This window comes from Chelativorans composti, from assembly GCF_039541695.1.
Taxonomy (GTDB): domain Bacteria; phylum Pseudomonadota; class Alphaproteobacteria; order Rhizobiales; family Rhizobiaceae; genus Chelativorans; species Chelativorans composti.
This window is the reverse complement of the sequence record NZ_BAABGS010000021.1, coordinates 90,886-112,472: the sequence shown is the minus strand read 5'-3', so window position 1 is coordinate 112,472 and position 21,587 is coordinate 90,886. Positions and strand designations below refer to the sequence as shown.

Genomic DNA, 21,587 nt, shown 5'->3' with positions numbered 1-21,587 from the left:
TCGATGCGCGCCCGGCGCTGGCCTCACGGTGAAGCGGGCGCCTCGCTCAATTGAAGATGTGTTCGCCCATCTCGTCGATGATCTGGCGCCCTTTGCGGATCGCGTGATCGGCGGCGAGATCGATCGACGGGAAACGGTCGGCGCGAATGAAGCGGTGCTCCTTGCGGACCCCATTCACCTCCTTGGTGATCACGCCGCAGGTCTGGAACTGGCCCTGCTCCTTGTAGGGCGTCGCGCGGATCAGAAAGCCCTTGTGCTCCACTGCCTCGCCGACGGTCTCGCTGCCGCCCGNCGCTCCTCGTTCTGCAGGCCGCCCGTAACGCGTCCGGCCCGGGACAATCAATCCGTCATGCTATATGAAGCACAACCGTGCGGCTATGGGGCCGGTCGCGGTGTTCAAAGAGATATATACCCTGCCAGGTGCCAAGCAATGGTTGGCCGTTGCCGACCGGTACGGCCAGGGAAACGGGCATCATCGCGGCCTTGATGTGGGCAGGCATGTCGTCCGGCCCTTCCAGCGTATGCACGATCCAGCGCATCGACGGATCATCAGAGGGCGGCACGAGACGGCGGAAGAACTCCCTGAGGTCGCGCCGCACGTCCGGATCCGCGTTCTCCTGGATCAGCAGCGAACAAGACGTGTGACGCACGAAGACGGTGAGCAAGCCCGTATCGACGCCGCTCGAGCGGACGAAAGCCCTCACCCTGTCGGTAAACTCGTAAAGGCCCTGACCGGAGGTGTTTATCGTCAACTGCTGCTGGGGCATGGCGGAAGCAGGAACATGTTTGCCGCCGCCTGTCAACGGGCGCGGCCTTGCGCGGCCGCCCCTAGTCGTGAGCGGCGACGGGGGAAGCGGACGAGGAAAGGATCGGGCGGCCGTTGGCCGGAGCGACGGGTCGCGCATTCATCGGATAAAGGGCGCGGAAGCGGGTAATGTCGTCCCCGCTCACCTTCACCGGATGCTGCAGCACCATCCAGGACACCTTCTCGCTGCAGGGCGGTGTCGTAAGTGAGCCGTCGTAGAACCAGTATTCCCGTTCGTCCGGAAAAGTCCGGTTATATCGACATCATTGACCTCGACGCTCACTCCCTCTTTCGCCGGAAAGTGCGAGGCCAGACGAGCGAAGCTCTCATTTTCTCCGCCAGAATCTAGAAACACGGCGAGCACGCCGAGATCGTCGCTGCCGACGCGGCGATGCACGAAGTGAGCCTCCATTGGGAAGCGCCTGCCCTGGACTTCATGCTCGCTCGGCGCATGGAAATGAAACTGAAGAAGCTCGTAGGTCTCGCCCCCGCGGCGAAGGAAGCTGCCCGCGGGCACATCAACCTGGATCGTGTGGCCGTTGTTCACCATGCGGGTCTCGCCCGCCCCCCATTCGATATCGATGGCCGGCAGACCGGCGGGCGTGGCTTCTTCAATGTCGACGGGAGACTGCCGCGCGCCGACTGAGCAGGCTGGCTTAAGTCTCCCCAGTGCGCGGGGCCGGTCGCACCTTCATATCCCCAGTGCAGGGCCGTATGGCCCCCGTCCGCCAGCGTCCAGGAAGCGCCAGCCAGGCAGATGACAAACGCAAGAGCGGGCAGAGAAGTCCGTTTCATGACACACCATCAGAAGAAACCGCTTTTGCCAGGGCGGAGGGTTACCGGCGAACAGGTACGCAATTTGATCGCGTATACGCGATCATCGTGATGGAATGTCACAAAAAGCAAGAAGCCGGGCTGCAAAGCCCGGCTTCTGAACCGTTTTCTTTCGAGGCTTCCCGGATCAGCTGTCCAGGAACGAGCGCAGCTTACGGCTGCGGCTCGGGTGCTTGAGCTTGCGCAGCGCCTTCGCTTCGATCTGTCGGATACGCTCGCGGGTCACCGAGAACTGCTGGCCAACCTCCTCAAGGGTGTGGTCGGTGTTCATGCCGATGCCGAAGCGCATGCGCAGCACGCGCTCCTCACGCGGCGTGAGCGAGGCCAGAACGCGCGTGGTCGTCTCGCGCAGGTTGGCCTGAATTGCCGCGTCGATCGGCAGGATCGCGCTCTTGTCCTCGATGAAATCGCCGAGATGTGAATCCTCCTCGTCGCCCACCGGGGTTTCGAGGGAGATCGGCTCCTTGGCGATCTTCAGGACCTTGCGGACCTTCTCCAGCGGCATCGCCAGCTTCTCGGCCAGCTCCTCAGGGGTCGGCTCGCGGCCGATCTCGTGCAGCATCTGGCGCGAGGTACGGACGATCTTGTTGATCGTCTCGATCATGTGCACCGGAATACGGATCGTGCGGGCCTGATCGGCGATAGAACGGGTAATCGCCTGCCGGATCCACCACGTGGCGTAGGTGGAGAACTTGTAGCCGCGGCGGTACTCGAACTTGTCCACGGCCTTCATCAGGCCGATGTTGCCCTCCTGAATGAGGTCAAGGAACTGCAGGCCGCGGTTCGTGTACTTCTTGGCGATGGAGATCACGAGACGCAGGTTCGCCTCGACCATCTCCTTCTTGGCGATTGCCGCCTCGCGCTCGCCCTTCTGCACCTGGTTCACGATGCGGCGGAACTCACCGATCGAAATACCGGTTTCCTGGGCAAGGTTCTGGATCTCGGCGCGGATTTCCTCGATCGTCCTGGCTTCCTTCTCAACGAACTGCTTCCAGCCGGGTTCGGGAAGCTGGGCAACGGTCTTGATCCAGTTCGGATCGAGTTCCGAGCCCTGATAGGCGCGCAGGAAATCCTCGCGGCGCACGCCGTGGCTCTCGGCCAGGCGCAGCAGCCTGCCCTCGTTCTGAACGAGGCGCTTGTTGATGTCGTAGAGCTGCTCGACCAGCGTCTCGATGCGCTGGTTGTTCAGGGACAGCGACTTCACGGCCTTGATCAGCTCGTCCTTGAGCTGCTTGGCCTGAAGCTGCTGGGCCGTCGACAGCTCCTTGCCGCCGTCGTTCAGCTTGTTCTCGACGTGCTGATCCTGAAGCTTGCGCAGCTTAGCGTAGGTGTCGGCGATGAAGTCGAGGGTCTGCATGACGCTGGGCTTGAGCTCGGCCTCCATGGCCGCCAGCGACAGGTTGTTCTCGTCCTCTTCCTCATCCTCCTCTTCCTGGATCGGCTCGCCGCCGACGTTCGTCACATCATCATCGTCATTGCGGCGGGCACGGGAAGGCTTCTCGGGAGCGGCAGGCTTCTTCTCTTCTTCGTCAGGGCGCGCAATGACCGGCGCCTGACGCGCCTCCGGGCCCGCATAAGTGGCCTCAAGGTCAATGATCTCGCGCAGGAGGATCTTGCCTTCGTTGAGCTCGTCGCGCCAGATGATGAGAGCCTGGAAAGTGAGCGGGCTCTCGCAGAGACCGGCGATCATGGTCTCACGGCCAGCCTCGATGCGCTTGGCGATCGCAATCTCGCCCTCACGGGACAGAAGCTCGACGGAGCCCATCTCGCGCAGATACATGCGAACCGGATCGTCGGTGCGGTCCGTCGGCTCCTTCTTCTGGGCAACAGCAAGAGGACCGCCGCCGCCGATTTCAGCGAGCTCGCCGCCCTCGTCGTCCTCGGCCTCAGCCTCTTCGCCCGCTTCCTCATCCTCGACGACGTTGATGCCCATGTCGGACAGCATGGCCAAGGTGTCCTCGATCTGCTCAGAAGACACCTCGCCCGACGGAAGAACCGCATTGAGTTCGTCCATCGTGACATAGCCGCGCTTCTTGGCGACCTTGATCATCTTCTTGACTGCGTCGTCAGAAAGGTCCAGCAGCGGGCTGTCGTCGCGCTCGGTCTCGACCTCTTCCTTTTCCTTTGTCGCCATGCCTTGCAATCTCCTACCGGCCGCCGTGCCGGAAAATCACATTGGTTGCGCGCAGCTCCCTCGCGCGTGAGTCGCCTCTATCGCGCTCCCGTAAACGCACGATTAACCCTGTCATCTAATGCGAAGTGTCGAACGGTCCATGCCTTGTGATACGGATCTTTTTTCCATTCGGAGCGAGCTGTGCCGTGGCAGCGCAGAATCAATGTTGATTCCTTCATTCGTGATCCAGGTCAAGGTGCAGTGACATGATTCGCTCGAAAAAGCGAATCAAACGCAGTCTCACCCCTCATGACCGTCCTCCGACACGCCCCGACGCGATACCAAAACCGTCGATCAGCGCATTGGTGGCTTCGATGTTGTGCAGCTCAGCCTGAAGTTCAGCCAGATGGCGCGCATCCTCTTCCGTCCAGACTTCCGCCGCCGCCATCTCGGCCTCGGCTGCTCTCAGCTCCCTATGTAGAGAGCGAACTCGCCTATGCAAGTGCAACACCTGCGAGAACGCTTCGCGGGCATCCTCGATCGCCGCTTCGGGCAGCGCCGGCCACAGATAGGCAGCCTTCACGCGCTGCTCCGCCTCGGCCCAGATAGGACGTAAGCCCGCTTCTTCAATAGCAGAAATCAACTTTTCACGGTCAACCGCACGGCCAAAGGCGAACTGGTCCAGGATTACGCGCCGCAGGCGCACAAGATCGTTGCTGGTCAGCTCAAGAGGCTCGACTGCGTCAAAGTGCTCTTCGATCAGCGCGGGATGGTTGACCAACATGACGATGATGGTGGCCTCCCGCAGCGGCATCGCCGTACCCGGAACGGCCCTCACCAGGGACGAGCGGGCAAGGCTCTGCGAGACGGGCAGGCGGCCGGAAGCCGCTCCCGGCCGCGAGCCCGGTCTGTTGCGGCCGCCATAGGAACCGCCATAGGAAGAGCCCGCACGGTCCCCTCCCCTAGCTGCCGGCTTCGGCGCGCCGAAGAAGCTTACCATGCGGTCGCGCAGCTCCTGCGCATAGTGGCGGCGGACGCTCTCGTCCTTGATCTGGCTGGTGAGGGCGCGCAGGCGCTGCTCGAGCTCAGCGCGGCGCTCGGGCGTATCGAAGACGCCGCCCGAGGTCTCGCGCATCCAGATGAGATCGGCGAGCGGAAGGGCCTGGGCGATCACCGTGTCGAAGGGCTCGCGGCCGCCTTCCCGCACGATGTCGTCAGGATCCTTGCCTTCCGGAAGCAGGGCAAAGCGCACCGTGCGGCCGGGCTGGACGAGCGGCAGGGCGAGGTCGGCGGCGCGCCAGGCGGCGCGAAGACCCGCGCCATCGCCATCGAAGCAGAGGATGGGTTCGCCGGTGACACGCCAGAGCAGCTCAAGCTGGTTTTCGGTGAGCGCCGTGCCGAGCGGCGCCACGGCCGTGTCGATGCCGGCCTGGGCTAGAGCGATCACGTCCATGTAGCCTTCGACAGCGATCAGCGGCGTATCCTTGGCGTTCCTGCGGGCGCGCGCGAAGTTGTAGAGCACGTTACCCTTGTGGAAGAGCTCGGTGTCCGGCGAGTTGAGGTATTTCGCGGGCACGTCGGACGACATGGCCCGGCCGCCAAAGGCGATGACGCGACCGCGCGAATCCTCGATCGGGAACATGATGCGGCCGCGGAAGCGGTCGAACGCCACGGGCACATCCGGGCCAGAGACGATCAGGCCGCAGGCCTCCATCTGATCGACCGTGACGCCCTTCTGGGCGAGATGCTGGCGCAGCGCATTGCGCGAATCGGGCGCGAAGCCGATGCGGAAGGTCCGCTGCGTGGTCGAGGAAATGCCGCGATTGCGCAGATAGGCGCGGGCTTCCGCGCCGACGGCCTCCTGCAGGCACTTCTCATAGAACTGCGCCGCCATCTCCATGACGTCCGTGAGGCTCGCGCGCACCTGTTCACGGCGCTCCATCTCCGGATCGCGGGCGGGCATGGGAACGCCTGCCATCTCAGCGACGATGGCGACCGCCTCGGGGAAGCTGATGCCATCGAGATCCGTCAGGAATCGGAAATGATCGCCCGAGACGCCGCAGCCGAAGCAATGGTAGCGCCCCTTGCGGTCCTCGCAGTGGAAGCTCGGCGACTTTTCACCGTGGAAGGGGCAGCAGGCCCAGTAGTCGCCGCGGGCAGTGTTGGTCTTGCGCTTGTCGAAGGAGACGCGCATGCGCACCACCTGCGAAATGGGCACGCGGTCACGGATTTCATCAAGGAAACTCTGGGAAAAGCGCATGGTCAAGGCTTTCTCACGAACCGCACCCCAAATCAACGCCGCTTGAAGAAAGCTTGCCCGAGCTTTCCGGATCGGCCGGATGCCACCGGAAATGTGCACGCTATTCCCGCAATTCACAGCATGTGGACAACCCGACCCTGGAAAGAGCCAACAGGGCAGCCATCACAAACCATCGCGAAAGAAACCCTTCGCTTCGCGGGAACTGCGACCAAGGCGCCGCGGCTCTCGCGGCTACTTCAGCAGCTCGCGAACCACGCCGCTGGCCTTGCTGAAGTCCATGCGGCCCGGATAGCGCTCCTTCAGGGCGTTCATGCAGCGGCCCATGTCGCGCAGACCTTCCGCGCCGATCTCGCGCACCACCTGCTCGCAGGCCTGCTTCAACTCCGCCTCGTCCAGCGGTTTGGGCAGGAATTCCTCGATGATGGCGATCTCGTGACGTTCCTCCTGCGCCAGGTCGGCGCGGCCGTTCTGCTCATAGATCTGAACCGATTCCCGGCGCTGCTTCACCATCCGGGTGAGGATTTCCAGGACGTCCGCATCGGTCACAGGGTCCTTGCCGGCCGAACGATGCGCGATGTCACGGTCCTTGATGGCAGCCTGAATCAGCCGGAGCGTCGAGGTCCGGCGTTTATCCTGGTGCTTAACGGCATCCACAAGGGCTTGAGCGATATCGTCGCGAATTGGCATTTAAGGTCTCCAGAGAGGAACCGGCACATATCCCAAACGGATCGGATTTTGTAGGTGGGTTCACTCAAAGTGCCCGTAACTTTCCGAACAGGCCGGCTTTGCACCGCGTCAATTGACCACGCGCGCTGCCTGAACTATTGTTCGCCACCTGCAAGCATATTAACTAACACGAGACGCTGGCTGGTCGCGGTCCGCGCTACCCTTGCGCGCAACAAGCACTCACGGTAGTGACCGCACCGATCTTTTCGGCTGCCTCTGTAAGATGGAGACTTTGTATGACGACTGCAAGCGGCCCTTGGATCGCTCCCAAGGTCACGGCTGTTCTTGTGCTGGCGGATGGGACGGTCATCGAGGGTTCGGGCCTTGGCGCGACGGGCAGCGCCGTCGGTGAGGTGTGCTTCAACACCGCTCTTACCGGTTACGAAGAGATCCTGACCGATCCTTCCTACAGCGGGCAGATTGTCACCTTCACCTTCCCCCATATCGGCAACGTCGGCACCAACGACGAGGACATCGAGGACCTGCATCCGGCCATGCGCGCTGGCGCCGTTGGCGCCATCTTCCGCGCCGATGTCACCGATCCTTCCAACTACCGCGCCACCGAGCACCTGGACGCCTGGCTCAGGCGCCGCGGCGTGATCGCGCTCACCGGCATCGATACGCGCGCGTTGACCGTGCTCATCCGCGAAAAGGGCATGCCGAATGCGGTGATCGCGCATTCGCCGGACGGCAAGTTCGACATCGAGGATCTGCACCGGCAGGCGCGCGAGTGGAGCGGCCTGGTGGGCCTGGACCTCGCCAAGGAGGTGACCTCGGGCCAGTCCATGGTGTGGACCGAAACCCCGTGGGTCTGGAACGAGGGGTACGGTGAGGCACAGGACACCAAGTACCACATCGTCGCCGTCGACTTCGGCGTGAAGCGCAACATCCTGCGCCTGCTCGCCGGGCTCGGCGCCAAGGTGACGATCGTGCCCGCCACGACCTCGGCGGAAGACATTCTGGCGCTCAATCCGGACGGCGTGTTCCTGTCCAACGGCCCGGGCGACCCAGCCGCCACCGGCGAATATGCCGTGCCGATGATCCGCAAGCTGCTCGAGGCCGACATCCCGATGTTCGGCATCTGCCTGGGCCACCAGCTGCTCGGCATCGCGCTCGGCGGCAAGACCATGAAGATGGATCAGGGCCATCACGGCGCGAACCATCCGGTGAAGGATCACACGACGGGCAAGGTGGAGATCGTGTCGATGAACCACGGATTCGCGGTGGACTCCAAGTCGCTGCCGGAGGGCGTGGTCGAGACGCATGTCTCACTGTTCGACGGCTCGAACTGCGGTCTCGCGGTCGTCGGCAAGCCGGTGTTCTCCGTCCAGCACCACCCGGAAGCTTCGCCCGGCCCGCAGGACTCGCACTACCTGTTCCGCCGGTTCATCAACCTGATCCGCGAGCGCAAGGGCGAGCCGCTGCTCGAGAACGCCTGAACCTCCGGCTGCTACCAAGTCAAGAAAAACCTAGCAAAAGTGTTTCAGCGGCGGGCGAGAGCCCGCCGTCTGCGTCTGAAGGGCAGCGTGAGGATGCGCCCGATCAGCCAGCCGACAAATCCGCCAGCGCCCGCCCAGACGGTGCCATCCGCCGTCACCGGCACGGCGGGCCGGAAGTCCTGGAAGGTGCCCTCCAGCACGCGCTCGTCAGGAGGATAGGCAAGCGCGACCGGCCTCAGGAACGGCGGCAGTTCCTCGAAATGCCTGGCCTGGGCGTGCAGACGGTCGAGCCGGCGCAGCACCGCTTCCATGGACACGCCGCGGTCGCGCAGGAAAGGCTCGGTGGCCTGGCGATGGATCTCAAGGGCCTGCTCGCGGTCGAGGTTGTATCGGGCGGCATCCGCATCGAAGCCGGCTACCACCTCGGCAAGCTCCTCCAGCGCGCCGCCCAGGCGCTGCCGGTATTGCTGAGCAAATTCAGGCGCCTGCGACATAACAACGGCTCCGGCGCCGGTGACTACCAGGGTGATGAGCTGAACCAGTCGCATGGCTGCCTATGACATTCCCCGAGGTTCGTGCGGTCAGATGTCCCCGCTGAAGGTGTCGCAACTCGTGACATCACCAGACTGATAACCTCGCAGGAACCACGTCTTGCGCTGGGCCGAAGTGCCGTGATTGAAGCTTTCCGGCACGACGTAGCCCTGGGTACGCTTCTGCAGCGTGTCGTCGCCAATCTGGAAGGCGGCGTTCAGCGCCTCGTCCAGATCGCCCTCCTCCAGAAGCCCCTTCTGGTCGGTGTGGTTGGCCCACACGCCCGCATAACAGTCCGCCTGCAGCTCCACACGCACCGACATGGCGTTGGCTTCCGCCTGGCTCATGCGCTGGCGCGCCTGGTTGAAGCGCGGCAGCACGCCGGTCAGATTCTGCACATGGTGGCCGACTTCGTGAGCAATCACGTAGGCCTGCGCAAAGTCGCCCGCAGCGCCAAAGCGCGTGGCGAGCTCGTTGAAGAAGTCGAGGTCGATGTAAACCTTCCGGTCGCCTGGGCAATAGAAGGGGCCGCTGGCGGCGGATGCGAAACCGCAGGCTGACTGAACAGCGCCGGAGAAGACGACCATGGTCGGTTCCGGATAATCTGACCCCGCGGCGGCGAAAATGTCGGTCCACACATCCTCCGTCTCAGCGAGCACGACACGGGCGAACTGCATGCTCTCGTCATTCTGGGCGGTGCGCTCGACACGCGGCTGCTCGCCGGGGACGCCCGTCAGAAGCTCCATCGGGTCGATGCCGAGCGCCCGCGCGCCGACGAAAAGCACGGCCAGGACGATGATGGTGGACAGTCCACCGCCACCACGGCCTATGGGAATGCGAACGGGCATGCCGCGCGGCATTCCTGAGAAACCGCCGCGTCCTCTCTGATCACTGACATTGCTGCTTTCCCGGCGGCCTCTCCAGCGCATGAACGTCCTCACTCGTGGTCATGTTTGCCTGCAACTTAGAACTAGTCGAATAACCGGACAATGTCATTGGCGGAAATTCCGCCGTTCCGTGCGAACGAATGACCGCCTTGATGTCATCTGGTGGCAGTAATGTGATGGGCCAGCGTCCGCGATCGCTGATAAAATTCTTCGTAATGTCTATATTCCAGCGCCTGCTGTCGGCCTGAACCAGGCAGCAACGTCCATTTCATGTTGCAACCAGACACGGTGGTTTCGATGAGTACGACAGCACCTGCGCGGAACTTCATTTCGGAAGCGTCCGCATTTCCCTTCGCGATCACGGCACGCGGACTCACCAAGCAGTTCGGCAGCGTGAAGGCGCTCGACGGAATCGACCTCGACGTTCCGCGCGGCATGATCTTCGCAGTGCTCGGCCCGAACGGCGCCGGCAAGACGACGCTGATCCGCATCCTCGCAACGCTCATCAAGGCAGACGCCGGGACGGCAACGCTAATGGGGCACGACCTGGCGACGGAGCCGCACAAGGTGCGCAGCGAAATAGCTCTCACCGGCCAGTTCGCCTCGCTTGACGAGGATCTCACGGGCCGGGAGAACCTCATCATGCTTGCCCGCCTGTGGGGCTTCCGCGGGCGCACGGCGGCGGCACGCGCGGACGAACTCCTCGACGCATTCGACCTTGCGGACGCGGCGCGCAAGCAGGTCAAGGACTATTCCGGCGGCATGCGGCGCAGGCTCGACATCGCGGCATCACTGATCGTGACGCCTGGCGTACTCTTTCTGGACGAGCCGACGACCGGCCTAGACCCCACGGCACGTCAGGGCGTGTGGCGGATGATCCGGGAATTGGCGGCAGCGGGCGTGACCATTCTGCTCACCACCCAGTATCTCGAAGAGGCGGACCAGCTCGCCGCGCGCATCGCCGTGATCGACAAGGGCCGCAAGATCGCAGAAGGCACGAGCCGCGAACTCAAGGCGCAGATCGGCTCGGCGGTGCTGCATGTCTCGATCCCTGATCCGGACCAGCTCGAGCAGGCCGCAGACATTCTCGCCGGCCAGCTTCGGACCACGGTGCACCGGAACGCTGAGGGCGGGGAAATCTCGGCCATCGCCGGATCGCCGAAGGCGGCGAACGCGGCCATCGCGGCGCTGATCAAAGCGGGCATCGACATCGCCGACTTCTCGATGGGCTCGCCGAGCCTCGACGAGGTGTTCTTTGCCCTCACCGGACAAAGCGACATGGCTTCGGCACAGGAGGTTCAGCCATGAACGGGATCACCGCCAACACGATTCGGGTCCAGCGACCGCCACAGCCGTCGGCGCTCTCCAACGCGCTCGTCTTCGGCTGGCGGGCGGTGCTCAAGTTCCGCCACGTGCCGGAGCAGATGTTCGACCTGGTGATGACGCCGATCATGTTCACGCTGCTGTTCACCTTCGTGTTCGGCGGCGCGCTGGCGGGCTCACCCGACAGCTACCTGCAATACCTGCTGCCGGGCATCCTTGTGCAGACGGTGGTGTTCAACTCGGTCTATTCCGGCATGGGCCTTTCGACGGATCTCTCCAAGGGGCTGTTCGAGCGGTTCCGGTCGCTGCCGATCTGGTCGCTCGCTCCCTTCGCCGGGCTGATGGTGGGCGACGTGCTGCGGCACACGATCGCCGGGCTGATCATTCTCACCATCGGCCTCATTCTCGGTTTCCGGCCGGAGGGCGGAGTGACGGGTGTTATCGGCGCGTTCGTGCTGCTGGTGATCATCGGTTTCGGCGTGGGCTGGATCTTCCTCGTGCTCGGACTGCTGATCCGCTCGCCCATGACGGTGATGACCTTTGGCTTCACGCTCATCATGCCGCTGGCCTTCGCGTCGAACATCATGGTGCGGCCGGAGACGATGCCGGGATGGCTGGAAGCCTTTGTGGTGCGCAATCCCGTGTCGCACATGACGACCGCCATCCGCGGGCTGATGAACGGGACGGCGTCGGCGCCGGACATCCTGCTGGCGCTGGTGGCCCCCGTGGTGCTCACGGTGCTGCTCGCTCCGGTGACGCTCTGGCTCTACCGGCGGGGTAACTAGTCCGCGGGCTTTCGGCGGACGTGGAGCAACCGGTACTTCCCGTGATTGCCGGGTGTCTCGTCGGCCTCCAGGTCGGGCGGAAGCTTCGGCAAGGGCAAGCCCGCCGGCACAGCCAGGTAGCCACTCTTTTCCGACAGGGCCGTGGCCAGTTCATCCTCGCGCAGTACCCGGGCGGCGTTCTGGCTGTAGAAGGTGGCCGAGAACGGGCGGTGCTTAACGAAGTAGAGCGGCTCGTCAGCCTGCCGGCGGCCAAGGTAGGCGACGGCAACGGCGCGGGCCGTCACATCGTCCAGGAGTTGCGGGAAGAAGGCGGCCCCCGTCCCTGCCCCGATCGTGAGCGCTATCATGATGGCGAGGCCGCTTGCGACCCACTGCTCGATCCGCTCGGAACGCGCGGCGAACCAGCCGGCCATGAACAGGCTTGCGCCCGGGAGGCACGGCAGCGCGTAGGTCCAGATGATGTTGCGCGAGGCCGTGAAGAAGAGAAGCGGCGCCAGCGCCCAGAGCAGCGTGTATCGTGCCCAGGAGCGCTCGCGGGGCAACGGCTTCCTGCCCCGCGCCTCCCAGGTGACGATCAGCACCGTAAACGGCCAGGGCAGCGCGGCGATCAGCGCGAAGAGCCAGATGGTGCCGATCGGAAAATTGTGGGCGCGACCGTACAGGTCTCCCGTCCAGCCGGGTTCGACGAAGCGCTTCCAGTGCTCGCCGACGATGAAATATTCGAGGAAGCCCGGTGTCTTCTCCTCTGCAAGCCAGTACCACGGCAACACGAGGACGGCGACCAGCAGCGCGCCGGGGATCCACGGCAAGCGGGTGAAGGTCTCCTTCCACCGGTTCTCGATCAGCACCCAGAGTCCGATGGGCACGCCGCTCAAGACCAGCGCGACAGGCCCCTTGGCGAGCAGACCGACAGCGAGGCCGAGGAAGAAGATCCAGGCGCTCAGGCGACGGTGACGCTCGGAGGTTCCGAACAGGCCGCCCCAGAAGCCATAAAGCTCGGCGGCGGTGCCGAGCACCAGCGCCATGTCGGTCATGACTGCGGCGGCGGAGACCAGAAACAGAGTGGAACCCGCCAGAAGGGAGACGGCAATGATCGCCACCCGCCTGCCCTCGACTCGGCGCGAGATGTCCCATACGAGAAGGCCGACCAGCACCGCACACAGGAGATGCGGCAGGCGTGCGGCAAATTCGGACACGCCCAATAGGCGGAAGCTCAGCGCGGTAATCCAGAAGGAAAATGGCGGCTTGCCCCAGAAGGGAACATCATCGTCCGCCCAGGGTGTGACCCAGTCGCCAAGAGCCGCCATCTTGCGGGCGATTTCCGCATAACGGGCCTCGGTCGTGTCCATGAGAGGTAGAATCGCCATGGTGGCGAGACGCGCCAGCACGAGACCGGCTAGCAACACGACAAGCAGGCGCTCCGCCTTCGGCAGGCCTGATTTCATTTTCCCCTCCACCCCGCAGGACCTGCCCGGCACGTCCTGCTGCCCGGTTTCCAAAAGAGCCTAACCCAGAAACGATCAAAGTAATCGGCACGATAAACAAAGGACGCTCAGCAGAAGCGTCGCGCAATATCTACAGGAAACGCACGGCCGTTCAAATAGCGTGCGCTAATATCTCGGAGAAAAACAGAAAGCCGGCGATACGGGCGTATCGCCGGCCTTTCTCATCAGATCCGGTAACGGGTAAACGGGCGGCGAAGCCCGGTTACTGGCGCGCGAAATAGCTCTGCAGCGGACGGACCTCGAGGCTACCGGCCTTCAGGGCCGCGATGGCCTCCACGACCGCATCACAGCCCGCCATGGTGGTGTAGTACGGCACCTTCTGCATCAGGGTCGCGCGGCGCAGGGACTTGGAGTCCGATACCGCCTTCTGGCTGTCCGTCGTGTTGAAGACGATCTGCACCTGGCGGTTGCGGATGGCGTCCTCGATGTGCGGACGGCCCTCGTGCACCTTGTTGATCTTCTCCGCCTCGACGCCATGCTCGCGCAGGAAGCGCGCCGTGCCGCTGGTGGCAAGAACCTTGAACCCAAGGTCGGCCAGCTTGCGGACGGCAGGCAGGACGCGCGCCTTGTCCTCGTCGCGCACCGCCACGAACAGCGTGCCGGAGAGCGGCAGGTCAACGCCGGCGCCAAGCTGGGACTTTGCGAAGGCCAGAGCGTAGTCGTGATCGAGGCCCATCACTTCGCCGGTGGACTTCATCTCCGGTCCGAGCAGGGTGTCGACGCCCGGGAAGCGGGCGAACGGGAATACAGCTTCCTTCACCGCGATATGGCCGAGCTTGCCGATGTCGGGAAGCTCTCCGTAGACGCGGAAGACGTCCTGCAGGCCCTCACCGGCCATGACGCGGGCGGCCATCTTGGCGATCGGGCGTCCGATGGTCTTGGCCACGAAGGGGACCGTGCGGGAAGCGCGCGGGTTGACCTCGAGGACGTAGACCTCGCCATCCTTCACAGCGTACTGCACGTTCATCAGGCCGCCGACATTAAGGGCCTTGGCCAGAGCCTTGGTCTGGCGGGCGACCTCTTCGATGATCTCCCTCGGCAGCGAATGCTCGGGAAGCGAACAGGCCGAGTCGCCGGAGTGGATTCCGGCTTCCTCGATGTGCTCCATGATGCCGCAGACATAGGCTTCCTTGCCGTCGGCCAGACAGTCCACGTCGAGCTCGGTCGCTTCCGTCAGATAGGTATCGAACAGAAGCGGGTTCTTGGAGAGCAGCGTGTTGATCTGGCCGGTTTTGTCGGCCGGATACTTCTGGCGGATCTCCTCCGGAACAAGGCCGGGAACCGTGTCCAGCAGGTAGCTCTGCAGGCGGGCCTCGTCATAGATGATCTGCATGGCACGGCCGCCAAGCACGTAGGACGGGCGGACGACAAGCGGGAAGCCGAGTTCGGCTGCCACAAGGCGGGCCTGCTCGACCGAGTAGGCGATGCCGTTCTTCGGCTGCTTGAGGCCGAGCTTGATCAGAAGCTTCTGGAAGCGGTCACGGTCCTCGGCGAGGTCAATCGCGTCGGGCGACGTACCGAGAATCGGAATGCCCTCGCGCTCCAGCGCGTCGGCCAGCTTCAGCGGGGTCTGGCCGCCGAACTGGACGATGACGCCCATGAGCTCGCCCTTCGACTGCTCGATGCGGAGAATCTCCAGCACGTCCTCCTCGGTCAAAGGCTCGAAATAGAGCCTGTCGGAGGTGTCGTAGTCGGTGGAGACCGTCTCCGGGTTGCAGTTGATCATGATCGACTCGTAGCCTGCTTCAGCCAGCGCGAACGCGGCATGGCAGCAGCAGTAGTCGAACTCGATGCCCTGTCCGATGCGGTTCGGACCGCCGCCGAGGATCACCACCTTCTTGCGGTCGGAGACCTGGGATTCGTCGGACAGCGTGCCGGCGAAGGGGGTCTCGTAGGTGGAATACATGTAGGCGGTGGGCGACGCGAACTCGGCCGCGCAGGTGTCGATGCGCTTGTAGACCGGATGCACGCCGAGCTGATGGCGAAGCTTGCGGACGGATTGGGCATCCGTGCCGGTGAGCGAGGCCAGGCGCTGGTCGGAGAAGCCCATGCTCTTCAGCATGCGCAGGTTATGGGCATCCTGCGGCAGGCCGTGTTCGCGGATGCGCTTCTCCATGTCCACGATGTTGGCGATCTGCGCCAGGAACCAGCGGTCGATGTGGCACATCGAATGGATCTCTTCCAGCGACATGCCGAGGCGGAAAGCCTGGGCCACCATGCGCAGGCGGTCCGGCGTGGGCGTGCCGAGGGCGGCGCGGATGGCGTTCTTGTTCTCCGACGGATCGCCACCCTCGCGGTAGCCCGGGATCTCGATCTCGTCGAGGCCGTTCAGGCCCGTCTCGAGGCCGCGCAGCGCCTTCTGCAGGGATTCGGCGAAGGTGCGGCCAATGGCCATCACCTCACCCACCGATTTCATCGAGGTGGTCAGCGTGGTGTCGGTGCCGGGGAACTTCTCGAAGGCGAAGCGCGGAACCTTGGTGACGACATAGTCGATGGACGGCTCGAAAGAGGCCGGGGTGGCACCGCCGGTAATCTCGTTCTCAAGCTCGTCCAGCGTGTAGCCAATGGCGAGCTTGGCCGCGATGCGGGCGATCGGGAAGCCGGTCGCCTTGGAGGCGAGCGCCGACGAACGCGACACGCGCGGATTCATTTCGATGACGACCATGCGGCCGTCCTTCGGGTTGATGGCAAACTGGACGTTGGAGCCGCCCGTCTCGACGCCGATCTCGCGCAGCACCGCGATCGAGGCGTTGCGCATGATCTGGTATTCCTTGTCGGTCAGCGTGAGCGCCGGCGCGACGGTGATCGAGTCACCGGTGTGAACGCCCATCGGATCGACGTTCTCGATGGAACAGACGATGATGCAGTTGTCCTTGCGGTCACGGACAACCTCCATCTCGTATTCCTTCCAGCCGAGCACCGATTCCTCGATCAGCACCTCGGTGGTCGGTGAGGCGTCGAGGCCGCGCTCGACGATCTCGAAGAATTCAGAGCGGTTGTAGGCGATGCCGCCGCCTGTACCGCCTAGGGTAAACGACGGACGGATGATGGCCGGCAAGCCGACGTAATCCAGCGCCTGGGCGGCAATACCCATGGCGTGCGCCATGTAGCGCTGCTTGCGGTCGCCCTCGCCGCGCTGCCACTCGGCCTCGAGCGCGTCGAGGGCCGCGTCCAGCTCCGCGCCGCTGAGCCTGCCGCGAAGCTCCTCGCGCTCAGCCTCATGTTTCCTGCGGTCGGCTTCCTTGACCTCGGTGGCGTTCGCCAGCATCGAACGGGGGGTCTCGAGGCCGATGCGGGCCATGGCCTCGCGGAACAGCGCGCGGTCCTCGGCCTTGTCGATCGCCTCAGCGTTGGCGCCGATCATCTCGACGTTGTAGCGGTCCAGGACCCCCATGCGGCGCAGCGACAGGGCCGTGTTCAGCGCCGTCTGGCCGCCCATGGTGGGCAGGATGGCGTCCGGGCGCTCCTTGGCGATGATCTTGGCGACAACTTCCGGCGTAATCGGCTCGATATAGGTGGCATCCGCCAGTTCCGGATCCGTCATGATGGTGGCCGGATTGGAATTGACAAGGATGACGCGATAGCCCTCTTCCTTCAGCGCCTTCACGGCCTGGGTGCCGGAATAGTCGAACTCGCAGGCCTGGCCTATGACAATCGGGCCGGCCCCGATGATCAGGATCGACTTAAGGTCGGTACGTTTGGGCATATTTTTAGCGTCCGTTCGTGGCTCAGGCGAAAACACCTCACCGGAACGGTGAGGAGCCGCCGAGGCAAATTCGTTTGGGGGCTAAGCGAGCCTTATAGGCAATGGCCGTGCCATAAGGAACCCCGAAAATAGCGGTGTAATGCCGCTTTTATTGGATAACTTGAAGAGGGCTCACCCGGCGCGTCCTAGGGACGCAGGCCAGTCACCTTCAACAGCCCCTTCCGCTTCGCGTCATAATAGTAGCCGCGCGAGTAGAAGCGCACCGCAAGATCCTCATTGCCTTCCGCAGTGATATAGGCGCCGCGCAGGTACTTCACCGCATATTTCAGGTTGGTCTCGGCATCGAGAAGACCCTCGGGGGAGCCGCGATAGCCCATGGTGCGGGCGGTATCGTGACGGATCTGCATCAGACCCCAGTAGATCTTGTTGCGGGCGGAGGGATCGTAATTGCTCTCACGCTTTACCACGCGATGAACGAGCCGCTCGGGCACATTGTAATGGGCCGCATAGTGTGAGATGAGCGCATGGAGCTCGGGACTGTTGGGAGCGACCTTCCGGCCCGAAGGAACCGGTTCCACCAACGCGGTCGCCAGCGATCCAGGCTGCTTCTGCTCGGCATAGGCGCTGACGGCAACCAGCGACGCCTCGACGACGCCCTGCCCCGGGCGCTGCACGGGAACCGCTGCAATGACGGCGGGCTCAGCGCCAGATTGGGCAGCCTTGCCCTCCCCGGCAGCGGCAATCACCCTGCTCTGCGCTGCCTCAGCGTCGGCGGAGGCTACCTCCTGAGCCGCTGTCGCTGCGGTCTTACCGGAATCCGATGCAGTCTCGCCTTCTGGGGAAGTCTGGGCTGCAGTGCCGTCTGTGGCGGTCAGATCGGAGGCGATCAGATCAAGGCCGCCGGCCGAATTGCAGGCGCCAAGCATACCGGCCATCACAGAAACCAGCACGGCGCGGCGATAAGAGGTCCAGGGCGTCAAACTGTATCTCCGCATATGGTTAATGTTCCCGGCCCAATGGGGTCGATACAACAAGACGACCCGGTTTTCAACCAAGCCAGCCGAAACAGCGGGAAGCCGGCTAAACGAAACGGCCTTATTTGCCGTCTTGCCACGTTCCGGACCTTAATGCAGCATGGTTGGAGAGGGGTTAACGGGACAATGATTCACGCAATGATAACCAACGCCCCATAGGATCCGTCCCGTGCACAGGAAACATTCGGGGATACGCCGTCCAAGGGCTTTCTATGCACGTTGGGGGATGAAATGGGTTACGGACCGTACGAGAACATCAAGCTGCGCCTGACCGAGCGCGACCAGCTCATGAAGGCCGTCCATAAACTGATGGCCGCGGGCATATCCGAAGATCTCATACCCACGCATCTGGTTCGCGCCTTCTATGTCGACATGGACGAACTCAACTCCGTCCTTCGCTCCATTGCCCAGGCGCAGCAGGCAAAGACTTCGTCCGTGGAGACCCTTCTCCAGCAAACCGCCTAAGAGACAGCGAGACACCAGCCAGCGAGCGGAGGTGACACAGCTACTCCGCGCGCCCCGGCATGAAGACTTCCGGCGCCTCCAGGAGCCTCGGGTCCATCATCGGTACGTGGCCGGGCTCCGCCGCCACGCGATCAAGCCATCGCCGGACGGCCGGAAATCCGTTCAGGTCGAACCCGCCCACATCGGCGTCGTGGGTATAGGCATAAAGCGAGATGTCCGCGACCGTCAGGCAATCGCCCGACAGATAGGGCGTTCTTGCTAGCTGCTGCTCCATCACGCCAAGAGCGTGATTGCCGCCCGCCAGCGTCTGCGCCAGGCGCTCCGGTGTGGCCCGGGCGGCCCTTTCGGGATAGGTCAGCAGCGCCCGCCTCACCGCCACGTTGGGCTCGTGGCTGTATTGCTCGAAGAAGAGCCACTGGAAAACCAGCGCGCGCTCGTAAGGCATCCGGGGCAGATAGCACGTGGGTTCAGTGTGGTGCAGCTCCGCCAGATAGAGAAGAATGGCGTTGGACTCGGCAAGGTGATGGCCATCGTCTAGCTCCAGCACGGGCAGCTTGCCGATCGGGTTGATGGCCAGGAATTCCGGCGTGCGCGTCGAACCGTCGCGCGAGCTCATCGCGACATGGACATATGGAAGACCAAGCTTCGAGAGCAGCAGGCGCACCTTGTAGGAGTTTCCGCTCCCGATCATGCTGTAGAGCTTCATGAGCCCCTCCCCTGTTCGACACGAGAATAGGGGAGAAGCGAGGATCAGGCGATTCAATTGGGCTGATGCAATCGATCAGTGCGATTGAGGCATGTCGCGGCAGCCGCGGACCGTGGAGACGAAACGGACCACGTTCTCGCTGTCGGAAAGAAGCGCGGCGAGATTGATCGGCGACATGTCGAACAGCACCCCGGCCTGGCGGGCCGGACGCAGCAGCGGACCTTCCAGCAGGTTCGCGCCCATGTCCACGGCGACGCGCAGCTCCTCCACCGTCGCAATGCCCGTGACGAGCACATCCCGGCCCTCACGCTGCAGGCGTTCAACGATTGACGTCATCAGGCGGACGGCGATGGGCACAAGGGCGATCCGCTCAAACATGCTGCGGTCGAGCGCGACGATGCGCGGTGACAGAACCTCCACCCTGGCGATGGAGGACTGGTCCGTTCCAAAATCGCCGAGAGCGGGCTGGATGCCGCGGAATTTCAGCTCGTTCGCCACGCAGGCAAAGGTCGCCTCGGGCACCTCCTGACCGACGGAGAAATAGACCAGCGACGGCTCCAGCCACACGTCGGCAATGGCTTGCACCAGGCCATCCAGGCAGTGAACCGCGCTGTCAAGGTCGCCATAGGCGGGGGCGCCGCAGCCGGAGAGAACAGCAAGACCGTCAATGCCGAGATGAAGATAGTTGCGGACCGGCAGCAGTCCCCGCAGGGCAGCCGCCAGAAGCTCGTCCTCCGGCGACATGCTCGCCCGGAATACCTCCTCCGAGACAGGTTCGCCATCCTTCAGCGCCTCGATGCGACCGGCCGCACCCCAGGGCGTGGCCGCCTCCCTGCCATGGCGGCGGAAAATCGGATGATACACGGTGCGAAGCCTGAACGGGCCGCAGAGGCCCGTTTCCAGGCCTACCTCGTCCACGTGAATCGCTTCGTATATCTGATCCGGGAGAAGCTTGACGCGCGACATGCTATGGCTGTCCCGATTGCAGAGGTTCAACGGTTCCATGCCGGGTAACAGACTTTGCCGGAAGCGCCATGACCAAAATCATTCATCATTCCACCGGATCGAGGATGACATACAAGAATTGACCCGCCGTTAATGCAAGTCTTCACCGCAGGCTCTTGCGGATTTTCTTCCGATCGGACATTAAGGCGGCTGACCCGCACTCAGGCACACTGCGGGCGTGCGTAACATTCCCAATGGAGCTCCATATCATGGCTTTCCTCGCCGACGCCCTTTCACGTGTTAAGCCCTCCGCCACCATCGCCGTCTCCCAGAAAAAACGAGAGCTGCAGGCGCAGGGACTGACCGTCATCGGCCTGGAAATGGGTGAGCCGGATTTCGACACGCCGGAAAACGTCAAGCAGGCGGCCATCGACGCCATCCGCCGCGGCGAGACGAAGTACACGCCGGTCGCGGGCATCAAGCCGCTGCGCGAAGCCATCGCTGCCAAGTTCAAGCGCGAGAACAACCTCGACTATGACTGGACACAGACGATCGTCGGCACCGGCGGCAAGCACATCCTGTTCAACGCCCTGATGGCGACCATCAACCCGGGCGACGAGGTCATCATCCCCTCGCCCTACTGGGTGAGCTATCCGGAGATGGTCGCGCTGTGCGGCGGCACGCCCATCTTTGCGCAGACCAAGATCGAGCACGGCTTCAAGCTGCAGCCGGACGTGCTCGAGGCGGCCATTACGCCGAAGACCAAGTGGCTGATCCTGAACTCGCCGTCGAATCCGTCGGGTGCTGCCTACACGGGCGACGAGCTCAAGGCGATCGCGGACGTGCTGCTCAAGCATCCGCACGTCTGGGTGCTGACCGACGACATGTACGAGCACCTGACCTACGGCGACTTCAAGTTCCGCACCATCGCCGAGGTGGAGCCGAACCTCTATGACCGCACGCTGACGATGAACGGCGTGTCCAAGGCCTACGCGATGACCGGTTGGCGCATCGGCTATGCCGCCGGCCCGATCGAGCTCATCAAGGCCATGGACAAAATCCAGAGCCAGCAGACTTCCGGCACCTGCTCCATCGCCCAATGGGCCGCCGTGGAGGCGCTCAACGGCCCGCAGGACTTCGTGGCCAAGAACAAGGCCATCTTCCAGTCCCGCCGCGACCTGGTCGTGTCCATGCTGAACCAGGCCGCGGGCATCAAGTGCCCGACGCCGGAAGGCGCATTCTACGTCTATCCGTCCTGCGAGGGACTGATCGGCAAGAAGACGCCGAGCGGCAAGGTGATCGAGACGGACGAGGACTTCGTGACCGAGCTGCTGATGACCGAGCATGTGGCCGTGGTGCACGGCTCTGCCTTCGGCCTCGGCCCGAACTTCCGCATCTCTTACGCGACGTCCGAGGACCTGCTGGAGGAAGCCTGCCGTCGCATCCAGCGCTTCGCCGCGTCGCTGCGCTAAAAGCTTTCACGGGTGCCGGATTGATCCGGCTCCCAACCGCTCGGGCCGTTC

17 protein-coding genes and 1 pseudogene are annotated in these 21,587 nt (G+C 63.5%); 5 read left to right on the top strand and 13 right to left on the bottom strand.

The annotated features are described in order from the left end of the window. Positions 1-46: 46 nt before the first annotated feature. From ABD906_RS08985 to ABD906_RS08960, 6 genes and pseudogenes are all read right to left on the bottom strand, one after another. On the bottom strand, positions 47-340 hold the full coding sequence (locus ABD906_RS08985; RefSeq protein ID WP_345099242.1) for an HlyU family transcriptional regulator: 294 nt from the start codon (positions 338-340) through the stop codon (positions 47-49). Positions 341-347: 7 nt separating this feature from the next. Further along, positions 348-767, bottom strand: a complete 420-nt coding sequence (locus tag ABD906_RS08980; protein WP_345099153.1) for a secondary thiamine-phosphate synthase enzyme YjbQ — start codon at positions 765-767, stop codon at positions 348-350. A gap of 61 nt (positions 768-828) precedes the next feature. Beyond that, positions 829-1,421: pseudogene (locus ABD906_RS08975) on the bottom strand (carbonic anhydrase). Positions 1,422-1,766: 345 nt separating this feature from the next. Next, on the bottom strand, positions 1,767-3,773 hold the full coding sequence (gene rpoD, locus ABD906_RS08970) for an RNA polymerase sigma factor RpoD (RefSeq protein ID WP_165278653.1): 2,007 nt from the start codon (positions 3,771-3,773) through the stop codon (positions 1,767-1,769). A 286-nt stretch (positions 3,774-4,059) separates the two neighbouring features. Beyond that, positions 4,060-6,012, bottom strand: a complete 1,953-nt coding sequence (dnaG, locus tag ABD906_RS08965) for a DNA primase (RefSeq protein WP_165278654.1) — start codon at positions 6,010-6,012, stop codon at positions 4,060-4,062. Between the two features lie 231 nt (positions 6,013-6,243). Beyond that, entirely contained in the window at positions 6,244-6,693 is a 450-nt protein-coding gene (locus tag ABD906_RS08960) for a GatB/YqeY domain-containing protein (protein WP_345099241.1), read from the bottom strand. 281 nt (positions 6,694-6,974) lie between these two features. Between ABD906_RS08960 and carA the strand changes: the two genes are divergently transcribed. Further along, entirely contained in the window at positions 6,975-8,177 is a 1,203-nt protein-coding gene (carA, locus tag ABD906_RS08955) for a glutamine-hydrolyzing carbamoyl-phosphate synthase small subunit (RefSeq protein WP_165278602.1), read from the top strand. A gap of 44 nt (positions 8,178-8,221) precedes the next feature. On the opposite strand, the gene ABD906_RS08950 is transcribed toward carA, so the two are convergent. After that, a complete protein-coding gene (locus tag ABD906_RS08950; protein ID WP_165278603.1) occupies positions 8,222-8,725 on the bottom strand; it encodes a DUF2937 family protein in 504 nt (167 codons plus the stop codon). A gap of 33 nt (positions 8,726-8,758) precedes the next feature. Then, a complete protein-coding gene (gene ypfJ, locus ABD906_RS08945; protein WP_165278604.1) occupies positions 8,759-9,637 on the bottom strand; it encodes a KPN_02809 family neutral zinc metallopeptidase in 879 nt (292 codons plus the stop codon). Positions 9,638-9,892: 255 nt separating this feature from the next. On the opposite strand from ypfJ, the gene ABD906_RS08940 reads away from it, so the two are divergent. Together ABD906_RS08940 and ABD906_RS08935 are read left to right on the top strand one after the other, a co-directional pair. Continuing rightward, on the top strand, positions 9,893-10,903 hold the full coding sequence (locus ABD906_RS08940; RefSeq protein ID WP_345099152.1) for an ATP-binding cassette domain-containing protein: 1,011 nt from the start codon (positions 9,893-9,895) through the stop codon (positions 10,901-10,903). Next, the gene (locus tag ABD906_RS08935) at positions 10,900-11,703 is read left to right on the top strand and encodes an ABC transporter permease (RefSeq protein ID WP_165278606.1); all 804 of its coding nucleotides are present in this window, start codon (positions 10,900-10,902) and stop codon (positions 11,701-11,703) included. Before ABD906_RS08940 ends, ABD906_RS08935 begins: the two co-directional genes overlap by 4 nt. On the opposite strand, the gene ABD906_RS08930 is transcribed toward ABD906_RS08935, so the two are convergent. The 3 genes from ABD906_RS08930 to ABD906_RS08920 form a co-directional block, all read right to left on the bottom strand. Next, positions 11,700-13,148, bottom strand: a complete 1,449-nt coding sequence (locus tag ABD906_RS08930) for a phospholipid carrier-dependent glycosyltransferase (protein ID WP_165278607.1) — start codon at positions 13,146-13,148, stop codon at positions 11,700-11,702. The genes ABD906_RS08935 and ABD906_RS08930 overlap by 4 nt on opposite strands. A gap of 262 nt (positions 13,149-13,410) precedes the next feature. Beyond that, on the bottom strand, positions 13,411-16,914 hold the full coding sequence (gene carB, locus ABD906_RS08925) for a carbamoyl-phosphate synthase large subunit (protein ID WP_165278608.1): 3,504 nt from the start codon (positions 16,912-16,914) through the stop codon (positions 13,411-13,413). A gap of 185 nt (positions 16,915-17,099) precedes the next feature. Further along, on the bottom strand, positions 17,100-17,894 hold the full coding sequence (locus ABD906_RS08920; protein ID WP_345099151.1) for a transglycosylase SLT domain-containing protein: 795 nt from the start codon (positions 17,892-17,894) through the stop codon (positions 17,100-17,102). 285 nt (positions 17,895-18,179) lie between these two features. Here ABD906_RS08920 and ABD906_RS08915 point away from each other — a divergent pair, with 285 nt between their 5' ends. Next, on the top strand, positions 18,180-18,413 hold the full coding sequence (locus ABD906_RS08915; RefSeq protein WP_165278609.1) for a hypothetical protein: 234 nt from the start codon (positions 18,180-18,182) through the stop codon (positions 18,411-18,413). A 40-nt stretch (positions 18,414-18,453) separates the two neighbouring features. Here ABD906_RS08915 and ABD906_RS08910 read toward each other — a convergent pair whose 3' ends face one another. After that, a complete protein-coding gene (locus tag ABD906_RS08910) occupies positions 18,454-19,119 on the bottom strand; it encodes a glutathione S-transferase family protein (protein WP_345099150.1) in 666 nt (221 codons plus the stop codon). Between the two features lie 75 nt (positions 19,120-19,194). Continuing rightward, positions 19,195-20,085: an EAL domain-containing protein gene (locus ABD906_RS08905; protein ID WP_165278611.1), complete on the bottom strand. Its 891-nt coding sequence runs from the start codon at positions 20,083-20,085 to the stop codon at positions 19,195-19,197. A gap of 248 nt (positions 20,086-20,333) precedes the next feature. Here ABD906_RS08905 and ABD906_RS08900 point away from each other — a divergent pair, with 248 nt between their 5' ends. After that, a complete protein-coding gene (locus tag ABD906_RS08900) occupies positions 20,334-21,536 on the top strand; it encodes a pyridoxal phosphate-dependent aminotransferase (RefSeq protein ID WP_345099149.1) in 1,203 nt (400 codons plus the stop codon). The last annotated feature ends 51 nt before the right edge of the window (positions 21,537-21,587 follow it).

Coding starts and splice junctions, on each gene's coding strand:
- ABD906_RS08980 (WP_345099153.1), bottom strand. CDS start 767: ATGCCCCAGCAGCAGTTGACGATAAACACCTCCGGTCAGGGCCTTTAC.
- rpoD (WP_165278653.1), bottom strand. CDS start 3,773: ATGGCGACAAAGGAAAAGGAAGAGGTCGAGACCGAGCGCGACGACAGC.
- dnaG (WP_165278654.1), bottom strand. CDS start 6,012: ATGCGCTTTTCCCAGAGTTTCCTTGATGAAATCCGTGACCGCGTGCCC.
- carA (WP_165278602.1), top strand. CDS start 6,975: ATGACGACTGCAAGCGGCCCTTGGATCGCTCCCAAGGTCACGGCTGTT.
- ABD906_RS08950 (WP_165278603.1), bottom strand. CDS start 8,725: ATGCGACTGGTTCAGCTCATCACCCTGGTAGTCACCGGCGCCGGAGCC.
- ypfJ (WP_165278604.1), bottom strand. CDS start 9,637: ATGCGCTGGAGAGGCCGCCGGGAAAGCAGCAATGTCAGTGATCAGAGA.
- ABD906_RS08940 (WP_345099152.1), top strand. CDS start 9,893: ATGAGTACGACAGCACCTGCGCGGAACTTCATTTCGGAAGCGTCCGCA.
- ABD906_RS08935 (WP_165278606.1), top strand. CDS start 10,900: ATGAACGGGATCACCGCCAACACGATTCGGGTCCAGCGACCGCCACAG.
- ABD906_RS08930 (WP_165278607.1), bottom strand. CDS start 13,148: ATGAAATCAGGCCTGCCGAAGGCGGAGCGCCTGCTTGTCGTGTTGCTA.
- carB (WP_165278608.1), bottom strand. CDS start 16,914: ATGCCCAAACGTACCGACCTTAAGTCGATCCTGATCATCGGGGCCGGC.
- ABD906_RS08915 (WP_165278609.1), top strand. CDS start 18,180: ATGGGTTACGGACCGTACGAGAACATCAAGCTGCGCCTGACCGAGCGC.
- ABD906_RS08910 (WP_345099150.1), bottom strand. CDS start 19,119: ATGAAGCTCTACAGCATGATCGGGAGCGGAAACTCCTACAAGGTGCGC.
- ABD906_RS08905 (WP_165278611.1), bottom strand. CDS start 20,085: ATGTCGCGCGTCAAGCTTCTCCCGGATCAGATATACGAAGCGATTCAC.
- ABD906_RS08900 (WP_345099149.1), top strand. CDS start 20,334: ATGGCTTTCCTCGCCGACGCCCTTTCACGTGTTAAGCCCTCCGCCACC.